The 16,218-nt window shown below is 64.9% G+C and carries 18 protein-coding genes and 1 pseudogene; 10 read left to right on the forward strand and 9 right to left on the reverse strand.

The annotated features are described in order from the left end of the window. Positions 1 to 13 precede the first annotated feature (13 nt). From A2G06_03715 to A2G06_03725, 3 genes are read right to left on the reverse strand one after another with little or no spacing between them, the layout of a single operon-like run. Positions 14 to 823, reverse strand: a complete 810-nt coding sequence (locus tag A2G06_03715) for a hypothetical protein (protein ID ANA39618.1) — start codon at positions 821 to 823, stop codon at positions 14 to 16. A gap of 13 nt (positions 824 to 836) precedes the next feature. Next, positions 837 to 1,670: a peptidase C14 gene (locus A2G06_03720; protein ID ANA39619.1), complete on the reverse strand. Its 834-nt coding sequence runs from the start codon at positions 1,668 to 1,670 to the stop codon at positions 837 to 839. Positions 1,671 to 1,698: 28 nt separating this feature from the next. After that, positions 1,699 to 3,891, reverse strand: a complete 2,193-nt coding sequence (locus tag A2G06_03725) for a hypothetical protein (protein ID ANA39620.1) — start codon at positions 3,889 to 3,891, stop codon at positions 1,699 to 1,701. Between the two features lie 362 nt (positions 3,892 to 4,253). Between A2G06_03725 and A2G06_03730 the strand changes: the two genes are divergently transcribed. The 3 genes from A2G06_03730 to A2G06_03740 all read left to right on the forward strand — a co-directional run bounded on the left by A2G06_03730 (position 4,254) and on the right by A2G06_03740 (position 5,369). Then, positions 4,254 to 4,514, forward strand: a complete 261-nt coding sequence (locus A2G06_03730) for a hypothetical protein (GenBank protein ID ANA39621.1) — start codon at positions 4,254 to 4,256, stop codon at positions 4,512 to 4,514. Between the two features lie 137 nt (positions 4,515 to 4,651). After that, entirely contained in the window at positions 4,652 to 4,921 is a 270-nt protein-coding gene (locus tag A2G06_03735) for a hypothetical protein (GenBank protein ID ANA39622.1), read from the forward strand. A gap of 67 nt (positions 4,922 to 4,988) precedes the next feature. Next, positions 4,989 to 5,369: a hypothetical protein gene (locus A2G06_03740; protein ANA39623.1), complete on the forward strand. Its 381-nt coding sequence runs from the start codon at positions 4,989 to 4,991 to the stop codon at positions 5,367 to 5,369. Between the two features lie 10 nt (positions 5,370 to 5,379). On the opposite strand, the gene A2G06_03745 is transcribed toward A2G06_03740, so the two are convergent. Both A2G06_03745 and A2G06_03750 read right to left on the reverse strand, forming a co-directional pair. Beyond that, positions 5,380 to 6,492 (reverse strand): hypothetical protein, encoded by a 1,113-nt coding sequence (locus tag A2G06_03745; protein ANA39624.1) that lies wholly within the window; start codon positions 6,490 to 6,492, stop codon positions 5,380 to 5,382. A gap of 11 nt (positions 6,493 to 6,503) precedes the next feature. Beyond that, positions 6,504 to 6,986: a desulfoferrodoxin gene (locus tag A2G06_03750; GenBank protein ANA39625.1), complete on the reverse strand. Its 483-nt coding sequence runs from the start codon at positions 6,984 to 6,986 to the stop codon at positions 6,504 to 6,506. A 175-nt stretch (positions 6,987 to 7,161) separates the two neighbouring features. On the opposite strand from A2G06_03750, the gene A2G06_03755 reads away from it, so the two are divergent. The 3 genes from A2G06_03755 to A2G06_03765 are packed head-to-tail and all read left to right on the forward strand — an operon-like array spanning position 7,162 to position 8,623. After that, positions 7,162 to 7,707, forward strand: a complete 546-nt coding sequence (locus A2G06_03755; protein ANA39626.1) for an RNA polymerase subunit sigma-70 — start codon at positions 7,162 to 7,164, stop codon at positions 7,705 to 7,707. Next, positions 7,704 to 8,069, forward strand: coding sequence for a hypothetical protein (locus tag A2G06_03760; GenBank protein ANA39627.1), 366 nt, complete (start codon positions 7,704 to 7,706; stop codon positions 8,067 to 8,069). The genes A2G06_03755 and A2G06_03760 overlap by 4 nt, the downstream gene beginning before the upstream one ends. Then, positions 8,066 to 8,623 (forward strand): hypothetical protein, encoded by a 558-nt coding sequence (locus tag A2G06_03765; protein ANA39628.1) that lies wholly within the window; start codon positions 8,066 to 8,068, stop codon positions 8,621 to 8,623. The genes A2G06_03760 and A2G06_03765 overlap by 4 nt, the downstream gene beginning before the upstream one ends. Positions 8,624 to 8,972: 349 nt before the next feature. Here the strand turns inward: A2G06_03765 and A2G06_03770 are convergent, their stop codons facing one another. Beyond that, positions 8,973 to 9,668: a hypothetical protein gene (locus tag A2G06_03770; GenBank protein ID ANA39629.1), complete on the reverse strand. Its 696-nt coding sequence runs from the start codon at positions 9,666 to 9,668 to the stop codon at positions 8,973 to 8,975. A gap of 365 nt (positions 9,669 to 10,033) precedes the next feature. On the opposite strand from A2G06_03770, the gene A2G06_03775 reads away from it, so the two are divergent. Continuing rightward, entirely contained in the window at positions 10,034 to 10,639 is a 606-nt protein-coding gene (locus A2G06_03775) for a chemotaxis protein CheD (protein ID ANA39630.1), read from the forward strand. Positions 10,640 to 10,648: 9 nt separating this feature from the next. On the opposite strand, the gene A2G06_03780 is transcribed toward A2G06_03775, so the two are convergent. After that, positions 10,649 to 11,080, reverse strand: coding sequence for a hypothetical protein (locus A2G06_03780; protein ID ANA39631.1), 432 nt, complete (start codon positions 11,078 to 11,080; stop codon positions 10,649 to 10,651). 225 nt (positions 11,081 to 11,305) lie between these two features. On the opposite strand from A2G06_03780, the gene A2G06_03785 reads away from it, so the two are divergent. Further along, complete coding sequence (locus tag A2G06_03785; GenBank protein ID ANA39632.1) at positions 11,306 to 12,784, forward strand: polyphosphate kinase 2; 1,479 nt, start codon at positions 11,306 to 11,308, stop codon at positions 12,782 to 12,784. A gap of 14 nt (positions 12,785 to 12,798) precedes the next feature. On the opposite strand, the pseudogene A2G06_03790 reads toward A2G06_03785, so the two are convergent. After that, positions 12,799 to 13,471 (reverse strand): annotated as a pseudogene (locus A2G06_03790) (FeS-binding protein). A gap of 168 nt (positions 13,472 to 13,639) precedes the next feature. On the opposite strand from A2G06_03790, the gene A2G06_03795 reads away from it, so the two are divergent. Continuing rightward, positions 13,640 to 14,467 carry a UDP-3-O-[3-hydroxymyristoyl] N-acetylglucosamine deacetylase gene (locus tag A2G06_03795; protein ID ANA39633.1) on the forward strand — a complete coding sequence of 276 codons (828 nt, stop codon included), beginning with the start codon at positions 13,640 to 13,642 and terminating at the stop codon, positions 14,465 to 14,467. An 80-nt stretch (positions 14,468 to 14,547) separates the two neighbouring features. Here the strand turns inward: A2G06_03795 and A2G06_03800 are convergent, their stop codons facing one another. Then, the gene (locus A2G06_03800; GenBank protein ANA39634.1) at positions 14,548 to 14,976 is read right to left on the reverse strand and encodes a transcription elongation factor GreAB; all 429 of its coding nucleotides are present in this window, start codon (positions 14,974 to 14,976) and stop codon (positions 14,548 to 14,550) included. Between the two features lie 201 nt (positions 14,977 to 15,177). Here A2G06_03800 and A2G06_03805 point away from each other — a divergent pair, with 201 nt between their 5' ends. Further along, positions 15,178 to 16,215, forward strand: a complete 1,038-nt coding sequence (locus A2G06_03805; protein ANA39635.1) for a rod shape-determining protein MreB — start codon at positions 15,178 to 15,180, stop codon at positions 16,213 to 16,215. The last annotated feature ends 3 nt before the right edge of the window (positions 16,216 to 16,218 follow it).

Here is a 16,218-nt window from a genome sequence, read left to right on the forward strand (position 1 = left end):
CGCATCCGGCGCGTCAGGCGTACCGCAGGTACCGCTCTGCCACCCACTGCTGCTCGGCGGGGTGGATACGGACCCAGCCGTCAGCCGTTTCGAATACGTTGACCCGTACCCCCCGCTTAAGCCCCTTGACCACGGGGAACTCCGTCCCCCTGCCGGCCCGGACGTTGAGGCTCGAGGCCACAACCTCGCCGCTCTTGAGCGGAACCGGCGCACTGGGCGCGGTCCCCCCCGTGAGCTGGGCCAGGGTCTGGGCCACCAGGGGGATGAAGCCGGCCGTGGCCGCATCCATGGAGTTGCCGCCGAAGAAGGCGGTGCCCGGGCAGGTCTTTGTGGTGCCGGATCCGCCCGTGCGCTTGCCGGAGTTCAGATCATACCAGTGGTGATACACGATGGAGTCGGTGTCGGGCGTCAGGTTGAACTCCCTGCAGAGCAGGGCGTTGATCTTCACGATGGCGTCCCGGTGGGCCGGGGTCATGGCGTCTCCGCCCGCATCGAAGTTGCCCAGGTTCTCCAGGCAGATCCCCTCCTGGTTTGCCCCCTTGACGCCGCAGGGGACCTTGTCGATGGAGCGGCAGGCCGCCACGGTGCCGTCGGGGAACGAGGTCAGGTTCTGGGCAATCTCCGAGAATCCCCGTTCGGCCATGTGGAAATGCTCCATCCCTTCCAGCAGGCCGAAGTGGTTGCCCCCCGTGAACTGGGCGTAGCCGGGCAGGTAGGTGTGGTGGTTCTGGACAAGCTTGACGGAGCGGCTGAACCGGGTCTCCAACAGCCACTGGTCGAACTCGTCCATGGTGAAGAGGAGGAACTTGCCCTTCTTCTTCATGGGGTCTCCTCCCTCAGATGGTGAACGGCCGCTGCTTGAGAAACGCCGGATCGGGCGTCCCCGCGGTGAAGAAGTTGGGGGTCTGGTCCGGCGGCATCCGCTTGACGATTGCCTTGTGGAAGGAGCGGTAGCTCCCCTTGTAGAGGCCGTTTTTCCAGACCCGGAGCAGTTGGCCCGTGAAGGCGCCGTTGAAGGCCCCGTCCTGGGAGAGCTGGTTGTCCTGGCAGCCGGAGATGAGCAGGATGGACGCTTTCACGTCGGCCAGATCCACCTGTTTCGTCTCCTTTTGGATCCTGTCGTAGAACTCCCTGTTGGCCCGGTAGGTCCGCATGGCTACGCTCTGGGGCATGGCCCGGTAGCGGATTTCTCCCTCGTCCGGACCGATGGAACGGGCTGCGGTGGTACCGTTGTAGTAGGCCATCTTGACCACGGTTCCGCTGTGGCAACTGTCGGAAAAGACCAGGACCCTGACCCCGGCGGTGAACGTGCCGAGCAGGGCGTAGAGCTCGTCGTCGATCAGTTCGCCGTCGAAGAGGCACCAGGTTTCGTCGACGCCGTCCGGCTCGTCGTTGGACGTGTCCGGCACCTGCCCCCCGTGGCCCGAGTAGCTGAGCATGAATATGTCGCCCTTGCCGAGCGCCTTGGCGGCTTTGCCGATGGCTTCGATGACCTTGGCCCGGGTGGCTGCCTTGGTCATGAGGGGCGTGACGGCAAAGCCCTTGTCCGCAGCGACGGCCGCCATGTCCTCGGCGTCGGCCTCGCAGGCGTTGAGCTTGCCGGACCAGCCGCCGTAGTGTTTCGGGTCAACGGCGTTGAGTCCAATGGCGAGTGCTATTCCCTTTGGCATGGGTGATGATCTCCTTTTTAGTGAAGTGTCAGCGTTTTTTCGCATACCAGCCGAACGGTATCTTGGACCACCAGGTGTAGCCGCCCATGACGTTGCGGGTCCAGGTGGTGACATAGCCGGTGAACTGCTGGCTGTTCCCCGGGAAGGCGATGGTGAAGCTCACCCTGTGGTCCGAGCGCTTGCAGCCGGGGTTGCCGTTGTTGGCATCCTGGCCGCCGATGGTTCCGGTCATGGCGTAGGCCTTGCCGTCCTGGCCGGTGTAGGTGCCGGAGATGCTCCAGACCGGGTAGCCGCAGGAGCCGATCTTGACGACCCGCGACTGCCAGATCCGGTTGATGACCAGAGTCCCCTTCCAACCGTCGTGGTCCATGTCCCAGGTGCCGCGCAGGAATTCCGCGGTGCTCGCCACCCTGGCGGTGGGGTCGCCGAAGAGCATGTACATGACCACGTCCTGCTGGTGGGAGGTGGAGGTGCCGTGGTTCTGAACCATGAGGGCCTTGGCCCGCTGGAAGATGCCGCCGGGGGTCACCTCGCCGTGGTCAATGATCGCCCTCCAGAGGTATTTGTCGAAGTCGTTGTTGGCGTAGGTGGGGGAGTTGCGCGATGCACCCAGGACCGCCACGCACTTGCCGTCGCGCAGGAAGGCCTCCACCACCGTTTCGGTGGCCTGATCGTCGATCCAGGCGTTCTGACAGCAGATGCAGAAGACCAGTGGCGGCATGGCTCCGTTATTGAGGGCCTTGATCTCGGCCACGCGCAGTCCGTTGGCCGATGACCAGGCAGTCTTGGAGCCGTGGCCCCGATAGTTGGCGACCAGTACTCCGGCGTTCATCTTGTTCACCACCTGCTGGCGGGTGCTGCTGTCGCCGTAGAGCTTGGCAACGGTGAAGCGGGGAGCGATCATGGTGGCGATCTCGTCGGAGCAGGTCTTGTAGACCCCGTCCTCGTAGGCCACCAGCGCCACCTGATTGGGCCAGCCTCCCCAGTCGGGACCCCGGCGGACAGCATAGGCGGCCAGGTTCTGGCAGATCTGCTGCATCTTGACGGCGTCGGAAGTAGGGAGGCGGGAAACCACGATCTCGGGGCTCAGGTTGCCGCGGATGTCGGCGTAGTAGTGGTCGGAGGCGTAGGTGCCGCCGCCGATGGTCCAGGAGTGTGTGGGGATGGCGTCCACGTCGCCCGCCAGGACCACGAAGCGGGGCGGGCAGCTCCAGTTGTCCCAGGCCCAGGAGAGGCAGGCCCGGATCGATTCCTTGATGTCGGCGGCAGGGAATTCTGCGGTGATGGTCTGGGTGGTGGCCACCCGGGCGTAGTGGGGCCAGCCGGTCTTGGCGGCGAGCAGGGGCTGCACTGCCGTGGAAAGGGCCTGAGTGGTGATGATGAGGTACTCGCAGACGATGCCGGTCTGCTTCAGCACCGGACCGGCATCGGTGGGGCCCCGGCTCCCCATGGCAGGCTCGGGGGTGAGACCGCCGACGATTCCGCCCGGCTCCGGCGGTTCCTCGCGGAAGACCGAGGCGTTCAGTCCCCGAAACTCTCCTCCCACGTTCTCGATATCAAGGATCATGTCCGAGAGCAGGGGGGTGACGGCCCGGGAGCGGGGGACCGCGTCGCGGGTGGCGGGGATGTCGTAGCTCACCTCTATGGTCATGCTCTTCACGAGGGATATCCTGCCCGATTTTGGCTTGTACTGGGCCAGGTAGACCAGCACGTGGGCCACCGGCACCCCCTCGACGCTCCTGAGTCCCAAAAACTCAACGTCTTTGCCCGGAAACTCCTTGTCCGAGCCGTAGACCTCAGCCTTCGGCTTGAACTCGTCCTTGCCCGCCAGGTGCTCTTCCTCTGTCACTGGCTTGGGCGCTGGCCGCAGATTCCAGGTGCCCGGGACCTCCTGCATGGTCTTTTTGACCACGGTCACCGTGATGTTTTTCGCCCCCAGGGGGACCGCCACGAAGATCCCCTCCTGGGGTATTTCGGGGTATCCCTCCTGGGCCGCGCTGCCGGCACCCGGCACGTACAGGGTGTCGTATTGTTTCGATCCCGCCGCAAAGGTCCCTTTCCACGCCCCGCCCAACTCGTACACCACCTTCGTCGAGCCACGCCGCGCCCGGGCCACCGTCCGGTCCCGCACCGCCGCGATGCCCGACTTCTGGACCTTCTTGGCTGAGGGGGCATCTTCCTTTGCTCCTTTTCTCACGGATATCCACTGCTGGTCTGCCATGTTTCTTCCTCCTGAACATGTGGTTTAAGCAACCGTCTAAACGTTCCTGACCCGCGGAACCATCGGTCGCGCCGTTTTCCGGGAGCATCTCCTCTTCTGGCGGGTCATCCCCCCGGCCATCATTCGTTTCTTGAAAGTGAATAGGGGCGGATGACGGGCCGGTGTCCGGCCTGTTCCAGAGACGGAGCCATGGAGCGGCCCCCGGGGGTTTTCTCCAACTCCGCACCGACGCGCGCGGCGATCATGGGCATTGCTTCCAGCGGGGACGCTGGTTGGTGCGGAATGCGGGGCGCGGTCGTTTACGGTATGGGAATGGGGCGTGGCATGACAGTGCTGCCGGCGCTGTCGGGGGACATTGTGCCGTGGAGGGGGTGTTTCCGGAAGATATGCGGATACTGGAGACGGAGACATGGAGCCCTCCCTGGCTCGCGTGGCGCGTCCCTGCGCGGCTTTCTCCCCAAGAGGGTGCCGCTGTGGTGTTCATAATGCCGTTTGCCCGTGGGCAGGTCCTGCCCGGGCAGTCGGAACTCATGACACCAGTGATCGATTTCCACCAAGTATATCCCGATAGTTACCGTATGCAAGCCGTTATGAAAAAAATCACATCGTGCAACAGTCCGTAATGACTAGTGTTATGTCTCTGCGGGCATGTGCCAGGTCCTGCTTGTCGGCCAGCGGATTTGTCCCGGGTGAGACAGTCCCCGTTTCTGGTATACTCATCAGGACGCCGGGATGGTACCCCCGCGAAAGGAGTCTGCCGATGATGAAGCCGGTCTACCTCTTTTTTCTCCTGGTGTTCGTCGTGCCTGGGGTAACGGGGGGGATTCTGGCCGCGAACCGGGCGAGAAGCGTCATTGTGTGGAGCCTGCTGAGCGCCGTCTTCCCCATCTTCCTGCTGGTCATTTACTTCCACAAGCCCCTGCGGGAGGTTGAGGGCAAATTCCGCCGCTGCGGCGGTTGCGGCGAGTTCATCCCCTGGCGCGAGACGGCCTGCAGATACTGCGGGCAGGAGCAGCCGGCGCACCGCTGACACCCAGTGCGCTGAAGCGCGCCTGTTCCCGCCATAAATTCCGATTTCATCCGAGGAGGCACGGAACGTGAAGATTCTTCTTGCCGAGGACGACCCCATTACCCGCAAGTTCATGGAGATCATGCTGGAGCGGCGCAACTTCGAATTCGTATCCGCGAGCGACGGCCATGACGCGGTTGAAAAGTGGGAAGCGGGGGAGTTCGACGTGGTGCTCATGGATGTGCAGATGCCCCGTCTCGACGGCTACGAGGCCACGGGCCTGATCCGCGAGAGGGAGCGCGACCGGGGGCGGCGCACTCCCATCATCGCCCTCACCGCCCATGCCCTGCGCAAGGATGAGGACCGATGTCTCGCCGCCGGTATGGATGGTTATCTTTCCAAGCCCATTGACTTCACTAAGCTCATGGAGTGCCTCGGCGAGATTCAGGCCCGGCAGGGGCGGGAGTAGTGTCCGTCTCTCAGGTCCGGTCCCGCTCCTGCAGGATCGCCGACACCGCCTGCCAGAGCCGGAAGGCGTCCGACAGCTTCGGCTTCAGCTCCACGTGCATGAGGTCGTCCAGAACGAAGAGCCGTCGCCGGTCGCGGGGCACAGCCCGGGCCAGGGCCTCGCTCTCGGCGGCGGGGATGATGTCGTCATCCCGGCCGTGGATGATGATCAGCCGGGTCGCGAGTCCGCGCAGATCATGACGTGAGGGATCAAGGTCCGCCATGTCCCGGCGGATCGGCTCCGGCAGCCTCGCCATGAGTGCCGGCACCTGCCGGGGATCGGTGTTGGCGAAGAAATCGTAGAGGCTTTTCCCCTCGGGGCCGAGCCCCCGGGCCAGATCGTCGGTCCGGGCCGCAGGGTCGTCCATCTTGCGACGCGCCAGTTTTTCAAGGGCCGCCCGGTCCCGGGCGTTTTCGATCCGGCCCGCGTTGGCCAGGACGAACACCCATTTGCCGTAGTCGTTGGGCGTGCCCCGCCGCCACCGCTCCCCGTCCCGGTACCAGCCGGTGGTGAAAAAAGTCAGGACGTTCCGCAGATCGTAGTATCCCCCCACCGTAACCAGGAACCGGACCCGCTGCCCGGCCCGCGGCTCCAGCGCCGCCAGCAGCGCCGGGCCGGCGGCGTAGCTCAGGGCTGCCACGCCGCATTTCCCGCCGGGCGAAAGTTCGGGGCGGGAAGAAAGCCAGACGATGGCATCGGCGGTTTCACCGATGTCGCGACTCCCCGCCCGCAGGCTCCGGAAACCCGCCAGGTCGGGGACGAGGACGGCGAAGCGTGCCCGGGCCAGGGTGGCGGCGAAGGCCTGCAACCGCGGATCGTCAGTGCCCTCCCCGGCTGCTCCGGGCAGGAGCACGAGCCCCGCCCTGATCCGTTCGCCGGGCAGATAGAGATCGCCCCGGTAGTTCCGCCCCTCCACCGCATAGGGAACCATCAGCCGTCGGGGAGGCGGGGTCTGCTCCGTGAGGCCGGATGGGCCCCGGCCCGCCGTCAGGTCGGTCAGGATCAGGACCGCTTCCCAGCCGCGCGGCATCGAGCATCCCCACAGGCAGAGGATGAGGGCCGGCAGCACCGCCATCCGCGCCATGGGGCCGCACCTCAGCCGGTCACGGCGATGTCGATGCTTCCCTCCCAGTAACCATGAAGATTGCACCGTTCATTGACCACCAGGGTGATTTTCCCCTCCGGCGCCGCCTCCTTGGGGATGGTCACGGTGAAGGTCGCCTTGGGCGACAGGAACCCGCGCGGCTGCATATCCACCCTGCCTGCCGGCTCGTTGCCCACGTTGAGTTCGATGACCTGAATCCAGTGGGTAGGTCCCATGGGGTGGATCACCTCGCCCACCGCCACCTCCACGGTGAACGGTTCGCCCGCCTTGACCGTTTTGGGGGCAGTGATGACCGGAACGTGCTTCTGCTCCAGGGGGCTCTTCTTGGCCGGATCCTTGGCGCGGTTAATGGTCTCGAACAGGGATTGGTCCGCCTTGACCGGGTAGTATCTGCCGGCCGCGACCGCCTCGCGGGCGATGCCGGCCGCCACGGCGCCAAGTGCGGCGGTCTTCAGAAAGGTTCTTCGATCCATGGCCCCTCCTGTGGTACCATAGCTCCGTTCCTGGGGACCGGAGCGGGTGAGAGAAACGCGTGCTCTCAAGTGTAAAGCCGGTGCCGTGAATGTCAACGCGACCAACGGAACCATCCTCTGTCAACCGGGAAGCGGCCCGGACGTTATAAAGAACAAATGTCGCGGGCAAGGAGAAGTGACGCTGGATACAACAGACGCATTGAACCGATTCCTGGCCGGCGTAGAGCGCAGGGCGTTCCGCATGGCGCGGCTCGCCACCTCCGACGATGACGAGGCCCTGGACGTGGTCCAGGACGCCATGCTCGGCTTTGTCAGAAACTATGCGCGGAAGCCCGAGGCGGAGTGGCCGCCGCTGTTCCACCGGACGCTCCAGAGCCGGATTGTGGACTGGCACCGGCGCTCGACCCTGCGGAGTCGGTTCCGGGCCTGGCTCGGCAGAAACGATGACAAAGACGGCGGCGATCCCCTGGACGAGATCGCGGACGTGAATTCGCCCGATCCGGCACGGCAGTTGTTGCGCCGGGACCTGGGGAGCGCCATTGAAACGGCCCTGCGCAAGCTGCCGACGCGACAGCGGCAGGCGTTCCTCCTGCGCAACTGGGAAGGGCTCGATACGGCGGAAACCGCCTTTGCCATGGGATGCTCCGAGGGGAGCGTCAAGACCCATCTTTCGCGGGCGGTGCATGCGCTTCGCGGCATGCTTGAGGAGTACGGACCATGAGACAGGACGAGCGTGACGAGCGGATGATTCAATCGGTCAGGCGCGAACTCGACCGGAGCACCGGCGACCTGGATGGCGCCATTGCGGGCCGGCTGGCGGAGATCCGGGGCAGGGCCGTGGCGGAGGCGGGACGCCGGCACTTCCCGTTCATCCCCCGTTGGATGACGGTCGGCGGCATCGCCACCCTGGCTGCGGCGGCGGTGGCCGGCATCATCTGGTTTGCACCGCCTTCGGTCGAACCGGTGCCCGTGGCCGTCCAGGACGACCCGGAACAGATGGAGATGATTGCCGCCAATGACCATATCCAACTGTACGAGGATATCGAATTCTATCATTGGTTGGCAGCCCAGGAGAAACAGTGACGTCAGACGGTCAGGGCCGAATATGGGGGAGCGTGATGGGTAGCTGGCGAGTGGTGGTGGTCTGCATGGTGCTGGGCATGGCGGGCACGCCCGCATGGGGCGAGGGAGACGGGGTGCCGTGGGAAAGGTTGACCCCCGAGCAGCGCGAGGTCCTCCACTCCTTTGCCGAGCGCTGGAACTCCTTTCCCTCGGACCGCCAGGAACGCCTGCTGCAAAGCGCCGAACGGTGGCGCGCCATGGCTCCTGACGAGCGCCGGGTCGCCCGTGAGCGTTACCGTCACTGGCGTGACTTGGCCCCGGAGCAGCGCGAACAGATCCTCAGGCGGATCAGGGAGTTTCACAGCCTTGACCCCGCCGAACAGGAGCGCATCCGGCGGACGTTCAACCGGTTCCAGAACCTCCCTCCCCAGGAGCGCGAAGCCATCAAGGGGAAGTGGCGTTCGCTGCCGCCGGAGGAGAGGCGGCAGCTCAAGGAGCGGTGGCGCACCATGACTGACGAGCAGCGGCAGGAGTTTTTGCGGGAGAGGGCAACCGGCGATGCCGCCACGCGTTAACCCATCCAAGAATGCAGCCATATCAAAAGCGCTGGAGGTTGTGAGGTAAACCAAATGGTTCCGCGGATGGTGCTGGCCCTGGGGAGCTCGACCGGCTCCACCGCCTGCAGGGCAATGCCGGCCGCGATACCTATCGCAGCACAACCGGCGCGTGCGGTGGCACTGCCGTCCCCCCCTTGCCGACCAGAGCCCCGGAGTGTTCCTCCGGGGTTGTCGTTTCTCGCCCCCTTCTGGGACAGTCACGTCTGCGCCACATGAATGGCAGGAAGCCGCCAGCGGATTCTCCGGCTCCGTGACCCCGTGCGCCCGAAAAAAATCTGCCCCGGTGAGCACGACGAGGGGGAAAGCTTCAGGATTCCGGGAGGGTGATCAATCTGCCAGCCAGGAATTCGTCAGCGAGCCGCGGCTCGTTCAGGAAACGGGCAACCGTGCCCACCAGCTCACGTCCCGCCGAGTCCATCCCCCGCCGTTCAAGGGCGGCGGCGACGGCCCGGTAGGCCTGTTCCATGAGGTACTTCTGGAACAGGTTGCACTCCAGCGCCACGTCTTCGTCCGAGGTGCGCGACTCCAGGGCACGGCGGCACTGGGCCGCGTCTATGGAGGTGAGGGCGCGGCACATGAGGGGCCGGACCGGATGGATGGAGCACCAGCCCCGCCCGTCGAGGAAGGGGCACGTCACTGCGCCCCTGATCCGGTCGGCATCGTCGAGCCAGCGGATGGCGCGTGCCGCAGCAGCGAGCCGCTCCGCCAGGCGGTCCGCCTCCCCGGTGCCGAGGCGCTGCCGAAGCCAGGCGGCGATGGTCCATGCCTCGGGCACGAGAACCGACACGTTTACGATGCAGCAGGTCATGCAGCCGGGGCCGCAGGCGATCCGGACGTCGTGGCCCCTGTTAGGCCGTGCCGAGAGGAGTGCTTCGGCGCGGGCCACGATGCGGGTTGTGGCCGGGGCGATGCCGGCCGGGTCCGTGACCCCGTCGAACTGGACGGCTGCCAGGTCAGCCAGCTCTTCACCCATGCGCAGGATTGCCAGAACGTTGTCCACCATGGTCCGAAGCCTCCGGCTCAATCACGGCAGGGCGCCTGCCTCAGGCTCTAATTTTAAACGAGAACAAAAAGGTGTCAAAGGGCGGACGTCGGGCGGGGCGCGTGGACAAAGGGGGCACGCAACCCGTGACATGGAAAGGAGTCTCCACCGGCCTGCGCGTTGGCACGGGACATGAGGCCGCAGGGGCAGAGAGACATCAACGGGAGGTCATGCCATGAAAGCGAATGGCATGGCGCTGATTCACGATGCGGCCCGCGGACTCGGCACCGCCCGTCTGTGCCTTCTGCTGCCGGCTACGCAGGAAATCTTGGCCTGAGCACAGGTTGCGGGCATACGGGATACACCTATTCTGCTATACTGTAACAATGCGTCATCAACGCCTTGAAGGCCGTCACATTGTCCGCATCGCTCCCGGCGAATATCACGTCACCACAGGCGGGGGAGTCATTTCGACGCTCCTCGGTTCGTGCGTGGCCGCCTGCCTGTTCGACCCGGAAAACGGCGTGGCAGGGATGAACCATTTTCTGCTCAGCAATCGCCGCTACTCCCGCACCATGCCGTTCTGCTTCACCGAGGCGGGGCGCTACGGCATCCACTCCATGGAGTTACTCATCAACTCCCTCATGCGCCACGGCGCACGGCGGGAGAACCTCCGCGCCAAGGCCTTCGGCGGTGCCTCAATTCTGGTCAATCGCGCCGAGGTTGGCAACTTTTCCTGCGTCGGCAGCGTCAATGCCCGGTTCGTCCGGGAGTTTCTCGCCAATGAGGGGATTCCGCTCCTCTCGGCCGACTTGGAAGGGGAGCGGGGCCGTGTGATCTATTTCGATACAGCGGATTTTTCCGTGTTCGTCCGCAAGATCCGGTTCCAGCGGAGTCTCGTGGTGGCCAAGCGCGACCGGAGCGTGTGGGAGCACGGGGTCCGTGCCCATGATGAGGAACCGGCCTCGGTCGACCTCTGGCTGCCGGGGTAGGTCGAGGCCTCACCATGCCGGGAACGTGCCGTAGACCGGGTTCGACAGGTTGCCGTAACGGTCGGTGAGATAGATGGTAAAGGTGTAGGTCCCTGGCGGATAGGTGAGGTAGTCGATCGAGAACGAAACCGTGCCGCCGGTGTAGCCCACGTAGTCATCCAGGCCGGCAACCGTCCGCGCCACGACCCGACCGAGGCTGTCGCTCACGACGATGGTCATGGTACCGGTGTCCGCGTCCGGGTCGGTGAAGTCGATGGACCCCAGCACGAAGTAGCGGTCCGCATCCTTCCAGAAACTGAGCCAGGTGATGGAAGGGGCGTAGTCGACCGGGTACGCCACGGGGATTTCCGCCGAGATGCGGACCTCCCCCCCGCCACATCCCCCGAGCAGCAGTGCCAGACCCAGAAGCAGAGCTCCCGCCGTCCGTTTCATCCGTTCCATGGTTCCCTCCCGTTGCATCCCGAAATGTTCCGCATGTCTCCACTCTAGGGGGAACCGGGCCGCGAAGCCATCGACATCGCAGGGCATGCGACCCGATGTCGGGTCGTTTCCGGGGCGCAGGGGGGGCGTTGTCCCGGGGAGCAGACCCGGCGAGGCTACCGTTCCGGTCCCGTCTTTCCTGTGGTATCCTTTTTTCCGGATGTACACCCGACAGGGGAGGGCGCAATGTTCGAATCGGCCGAACTGGACCATGCCATGGACAAGAAAACCTGGAGGGCCCGGGTTCCTCCCCTGCGGGAGGCCCTGCTCGATGCCCAGTACGATCTGCTCGAAGCCCGCGGTTTTCCGGTCGTGATCCTCATCAGCGGCGTGGACGGCGCCGGCAAGGGGGAGACGGTCAACATCCTGAACGAGTGGCTCGATCCGCGCCATGTGGAAACCAACGCGCCTGGCGACGCCTCTGACGAGGAGCGGGAGCGTCCCCCCATGTGGCGGTTCTGGCGCTCCCTCCCGCCGCGGGGGAAGATCGGCATCTTTTTCGGGTCCTGGTACAGCGGGGCGCTTTCGGCCCACATGGAGGGACGGAGCAAACAGGCGAAGCTCGACCAGGCCCTGGAGCGGGTCAGGCGCTTCGAGCGGATGCTGGCGGACGAGGGGGCCCTGGTTCTCAAGTTCTGGCTCCATCTGTCCCGGGACCAGCAGGAGCGGCGTCTCAAGGCCCTGGAGAAAAACCCCCGGACCCGCTGGCGGGTCACGGCCCGGGACTGGAAGAATTTCAAGGTGTACGAGCGGTTCCGCGACCTCGCCACCCATGTCCTGAGGGCAACGAGCACTGCCGAGGCTCCCTGGACCGTGGTGTCGGGCGTCGATCCCCGCTACCGCTCCCTGACGGTGGGGAGCGCGATTCTCTCCGCCCTGCGCGCCCGGCTCGACACCCCCGAAACGCCCCATCAGCCCCGCACGGCGCTCCCCGCCTCCCCCGCAACGGACGCGGTAATGCTGCTCCGCTCCCTGGACCTCTCCCGCACGATAACGAAGAAGCGCTACGAAGAAGAGCTGGAGGAGCTCCAGGGGCGGCTCAGCCTGCTGACCCGCGAGCCCAAGTTCAGCAAGCGGGCGGTGGTGGCGGTGTTCGAGGGGAGCGACGCGGCCGGCAAGGGGGGCGCCATCCGGCGGATCACCCAGGCCCTCGACGCCAAGATTTACCGGGTGGTGCCCATTGCCGCCCCCTCGGAGGACGAACTGGCCCAGCCCTACCTGTGGCGCTTCTGGCGTAATGTCCCACGCCTGGGGCGTTTCGCGATCTTCGATCGTTCCTGGTACGGCCGGGTGCTGGTGGAGCGGGTGGAGGGCCTCTGCTCCAGTGGGGACTGGATGCGGGCCTACAGCGAGATCAATGATTTCGAGGAGCAACTGGTGGAGAGCAGGATCGTGGTGGCCAAGTTCTGGCTGGCCATCAGCCCGGAGGAACAGTTGCGGCGCTTCAGGGAACGGGAGGAGACCGGGTTCAAGCGCTTCAAGCTAACGGAGGACGATTGGCGCAACCGGGAAAAATGGGGCGAGTACGAGGCGGCCGCCTGCGACATGATCGACCGCACGAGCACGGAAATCGCGCCCTGGACCCTTGTGGAGGCCGAGAACAAGCTGTATGCCCGGATCAAGGTGCTGCGGACGCTCTGCGAGCGGATCGAGGCGGTTTTATAGCGGCCATCCCCTTTTCAGGACGGCCAGTCGAGGGCGTTTTGGGGACAGGCGTCCACGCAGGAAGAGCACTTGAGACAGTCCCGGTGGGGGAGAGTCCCCTCCTGCCGGTGGGCCGCGATGGTCAGCCCCATGGGACAGTGACGCTCACAGGAGCCGCAGCCGACGCACGATTCCGCGATGGTCATCTGCCAGTTTCCGCCGCCGATGGCGTTCGCCATGGTACCCACCGGGCAGACCAGGCACCAGGTGCGGGCCCGGAAGGCGAGGCCCAGGACGATGCCGATGCCGGTGGTCAGGGCACAGGCCATCCAGAAAACGAAGCCCCAGTGGGCCGGGTCGGCGGGGTTGCGGGAGATCTGCCACCCAAGGAATCCCATGAGGAGCGCGAGAAAGGCCCAGCGGAAGGCTGAGCCGCGCAGGAGCGCCGGGACGTCGCGGGGCCCCCACCAGCCGGAACAGGGTGTCGAAGAAACTGCCCCGCGGGCAGAAATTGCCGCACACGTACCGCCCCCTGAAGAAGCTGCCGGCGATGGAGGCCGCCATGGCAGCGGGAACGACGAATCCCACGAGGGGATAGCGCCAGCCGACGGCGATGGTGAGGACCATGATCAGGGCCAGCACCCAGCGATGGGTGGCTGCAACCGGTTTCTGAAAGGGAAGGGAGATGGCGCCGTTCATGTGCTCCATGGGATTGTCGTCCTCCGTGCCTGCGTCAGAATTCATTGTCATCATAGTGCCGCCCGCGTATTCTGTCAATAATATATATTGAATATATTATATTTTAATATTTAGGTTGTCTTGCGGCACTTCTTTTTTCTTTTTCCGGCGCAGAATTTGTGATACGCACAAGGGACCATGAACAAACGACAAACAACCATCAACCGGATTTTCAAGCTGAGCGGCATCGGTCTCCATACGGGACGGGAAGTAACCCTGGAATTCATTCCCCGCCGGGAGTTCGGCATCGCCTTCGTCTACCAGGGACAACTTATCCCGGCCCGCTACGACATGGTGGCGGATACCCGGCTTTCGACCCAGATCGCGGCGGACGGGAAGTCGGTATCCACCATCGAGCACCTGATGGCGGCCTTCTACTACTCGGGGATCACCAACTGCCTCGTCTACATCGACGGCCCCGAGGTGCCGATCATGGACGGCTCGGCCTGGGAGTTCTACCACGAGATCTGGCGGGCCGGGGTCTACGAGTTTCCGGAAACGGGGGTCTACCTGAAGGTGCTCCGCCCCGTGGAGGCGCGCCATAACGACGCCTGGGTGCGGGTGAAACCCCTCAACACCCTCGACATCACCATGACCATCGAGTTCCGCCCGCCGGTGGGGAAGCAGCGGAAGCGGCTCATGGACGTGGAGAACGCCGTCTCCATCATCAACTCGCGCACCTTTGTCCTCCACGAGGAGATCGAGGCGATCCGCAAGGCGGGCCTTGCCAAGGGGGGGTCCCTGGACAACGCCGTGGTCATCGGCGGCGACGAGATCCTGAACCCCAACGGTCTCCGCTACAAGAAGGAGCTGGTGAACCACAAGATACTCGACCTCATCGGCGACCTGTTTACCTGCGGCTACCGCATGCTGGGCAAGGTGGAGGCAAACAAGACCGGCCACTACCTGAACAACCGGCTGCTGCGCGAGATTTTCGCCGACCCCGACAATTACGCCATTTACTGACGGCGCCGGTTTGACCGGCCCGGAAAACGAAAAAGCCCGCCAAGAGCGGGCTTTTTCGTTTCGGAAACCAGGCGTGCCGGTTAGCGATGAAAATCCCCCGCCGCTTCCGGCTGGTAGAGAATCTTGGTGATCTTGATCTTTCTGGTGCCCCCCGGAACTTTCCAGGAGATGGTGTCCCCGGCCCGGTACCCGAGCAGGGCAGTGCCGACAGGGGCCAGGATGGATATCCTGTTCTCTTCCAGCCGCGCATCGGAGGGAAAGACGAGCTCGTACACCATCTCCTCTCCCGTGGCCAGGTCCTTCAGGGCAATCCGCGAATTCATGGTGACCACGTCGGCCGGAATCTGCCGCGGGTCCACCACCTCGGCGCGCAACAGCTCGTCCTCCAGCTCCTGCAGGTGCCTGCTGTCCCGCGAACTCTCCGTGTCGATTTTGTCCAGCAGCTCTTCAAGCCTGGTCAAATCGAATTCGGTGATATAGATCGATCGCTCTTCCGCTTTCTTTTTCATGATGTCACTCCCGGTCGGTAAGAGGGGCACGTCCGGTTCCCCTCCGGATAAATGCTTTCAATAATACACATCGCTGGCAAGTATTCAATGGTTACGGTTTAACCGCACGTAATGTTGTATAAAAAAACGTTTCGTGTACACTGGCTGCCAGTGATCCGCGGCTCGATTCAAGGGGCCCGGCGTTCCGACCGGGGGGAGAGGATGGCATCGTTGAGAGAGGATATATTCGGGCAGGCGTCCGGAGACTTTGCCGTTGACCTGGGAACGACCACCACCAGGGTTTACCGGAGGGGGGCGGGCATTGTGCTGTCCCAGCCTTCCATGGTGGCGTTCCGGCGCGGTGACGGCGGCATGGCGCGGTTGCTGGACGCGGGGAGCGGCGCCCACCGGATGTTCGGCCGGACCCCGGCGGGCATCGACGTGATCAGGCCCCTGCGCGAGGGGGTGGTCGTGGACCTGGCAGCCGGGGCGCGCATGCTGCGCTCGTTTTTCGACAGCATTTCCCGCTCCGCCCATGGCCCCCTGCGGATCATCATGGGGGTGCCGGCGGGGGGGAGCGTCCGTGACCGGGACAACGCCCGTGCCGTGGCCCGCATGGCCGGGGCCGACGAGGTTTACCTGATGGAAGAGCCCCTGGCCCTGGCCATCGGTGCCGGTGCCGATGCGGCAGACCTGTGGGGAACCCTCGTGGTGGATGTGGGGGGCGGTACTACCGAAGTGGCCCTGGTGGCGTCCGGGGGCATCCAGTGCCTCCGGACGGTGCCCGTGGGGGGGGATGCCATGGATGCGGCCATTGCCGGTTATCTGGAGCGGGAGCGGGGGGTGCTCGTGGGGGAGCGGACAGCCGAGGATCTCAAGATCCGGCTCGGCGCGGCCGCGGACGACGGCCCTCCCGAACGGGCCCGGGTGCGCGGGCGCGGCGTGGCGCGGGGGCTACCGATGGAGATTTCGGTGAGCAGCAGGGAGGTGTGCGCCGCCCTGCGGGAGCCGGTGGCCGCCATTGCGGCGGCGGTGCGATCATGCCTCGACGGGATTCCATCGACCGTGTCCCTGGATCTCCTGGACCGGGGCATCCTGATGGGCGGCGGCGGGTCCCTGCTGCGCGGCATGGACCGGGTCCTGGAGCGGGAGGTGCTGCTGCCGGTCACGCGGGTGCGCGACCCCCTTTCCTGCGTGGCCCGGGGCTCGGCCGCAGGACTCGATTATCTGGGGGTGCTCCGGAAAGTCGAACGGGGATAGCCG

This window comes from Geobacter anodireducens (genome assembly GCA_001628815.1).
Lineage (GTDB): Bacteria > Desulfobacterota > Desulfuromonadia > Geobacterales > Geobacteraceae > Geobacter > Geobacter anodireducens.

Bases quoted from the DNA above. Each gene is read 5' to 3' on its own strand.
- A2G06_03795 (ANA39633.1), top strand. From the start codon at position 13,640: ATGAACAAACGACAAACAACCATCAACCGGATTTTCAAGCTGAGCGGC.
- A2G06_03720 (ANA39619.1), bottom strand. From the start codon at position 1,670: ATGCCAAAGGGAATAGCACTCGCCATTGGACTCAACGCCGTTGACCCG.
- A2G06_03805 (ANA39635.1), top strand. From the start codon at position 15,178: ATGGCATCGTTGAGAGAGGATATATTCGGGCAGGCGTCCGGAGACTTT.
- A2G06_03780 (ANA39631.1), bottom strand. From the start codon at position 11,080: ATGGAACGGATGAAACGGACGGCGGGAGCTCTGCTTCTGGGTCTGGCA.
- A2G06_03775 (ANA39630.1), top strand. From the start codon at position 10,034: ATGCGTCATCAACGCCTTGAAGGCCGTCACATTGTCCGCATCGCTCCC.
- A2G06_03800 (ANA39634.1), bottom strand. From the start codon at position 14,976: ATGAAAAAGAAAGCGGAAGAGCGATCGATCTATATCACCGAATTCGAT.
- A2G06_03745 (ANA39624.1), bottom strand. From the start codon at position 6,492: ATGGCGCGGATGGCGGTGCTGCCGGCCCTCATCCTCTGCCTGTGGGGA.
- A2G06_03760 (ANA39627.1), top strand. From the start codon at position 7,704: ATGAGACAGGACGAGCGTGACGAGCGGATGATTCAATCGGTCAGGCGC.
- A2G06_03735 (ANA39622.1), top strand. From the start codon at position 4,652: ATGATGAAGCCGGTCTACCTCTTTTTTCTCCTGGTGTTCGTCGTGCCT.
- A2G06_03725 (ANA39620.1), bottom strand. From the start codon at position 3,891: ATGGCAGACCAGCAGTGGATATCCGTGAGAAAAGGAGCAAAGGAAGAT.
- A2G06_03770 (ANA39629.1), bottom strand. From the start codon at position 9,668: ATGGTGGACAACGTTCTGGCAATCCTGCGCATGGGTGAAGAGCTGGCT.
- A2G06_03750 (ANA39625.1), bottom strand. From the start codon at position 6,986: ATGGATCGAAGAACCTTTCTGAAGACCGCCGCACTTGGCGCCGTGGCG.
- A2G06_03785 (ANA39632.1), top strand. From the start codon at position 11,306: ATGTTCGAATCGGCCGAACTGGACCATGCCATGGACAAGAAAACCTGG.
- A2G06_03715 (ANA39618.1), bottom strand. From the start codon at position 823: ATGAAGAAGAAGGGCAAGTTCCTCCTCTTCACCATGGACGAGTTCGAC.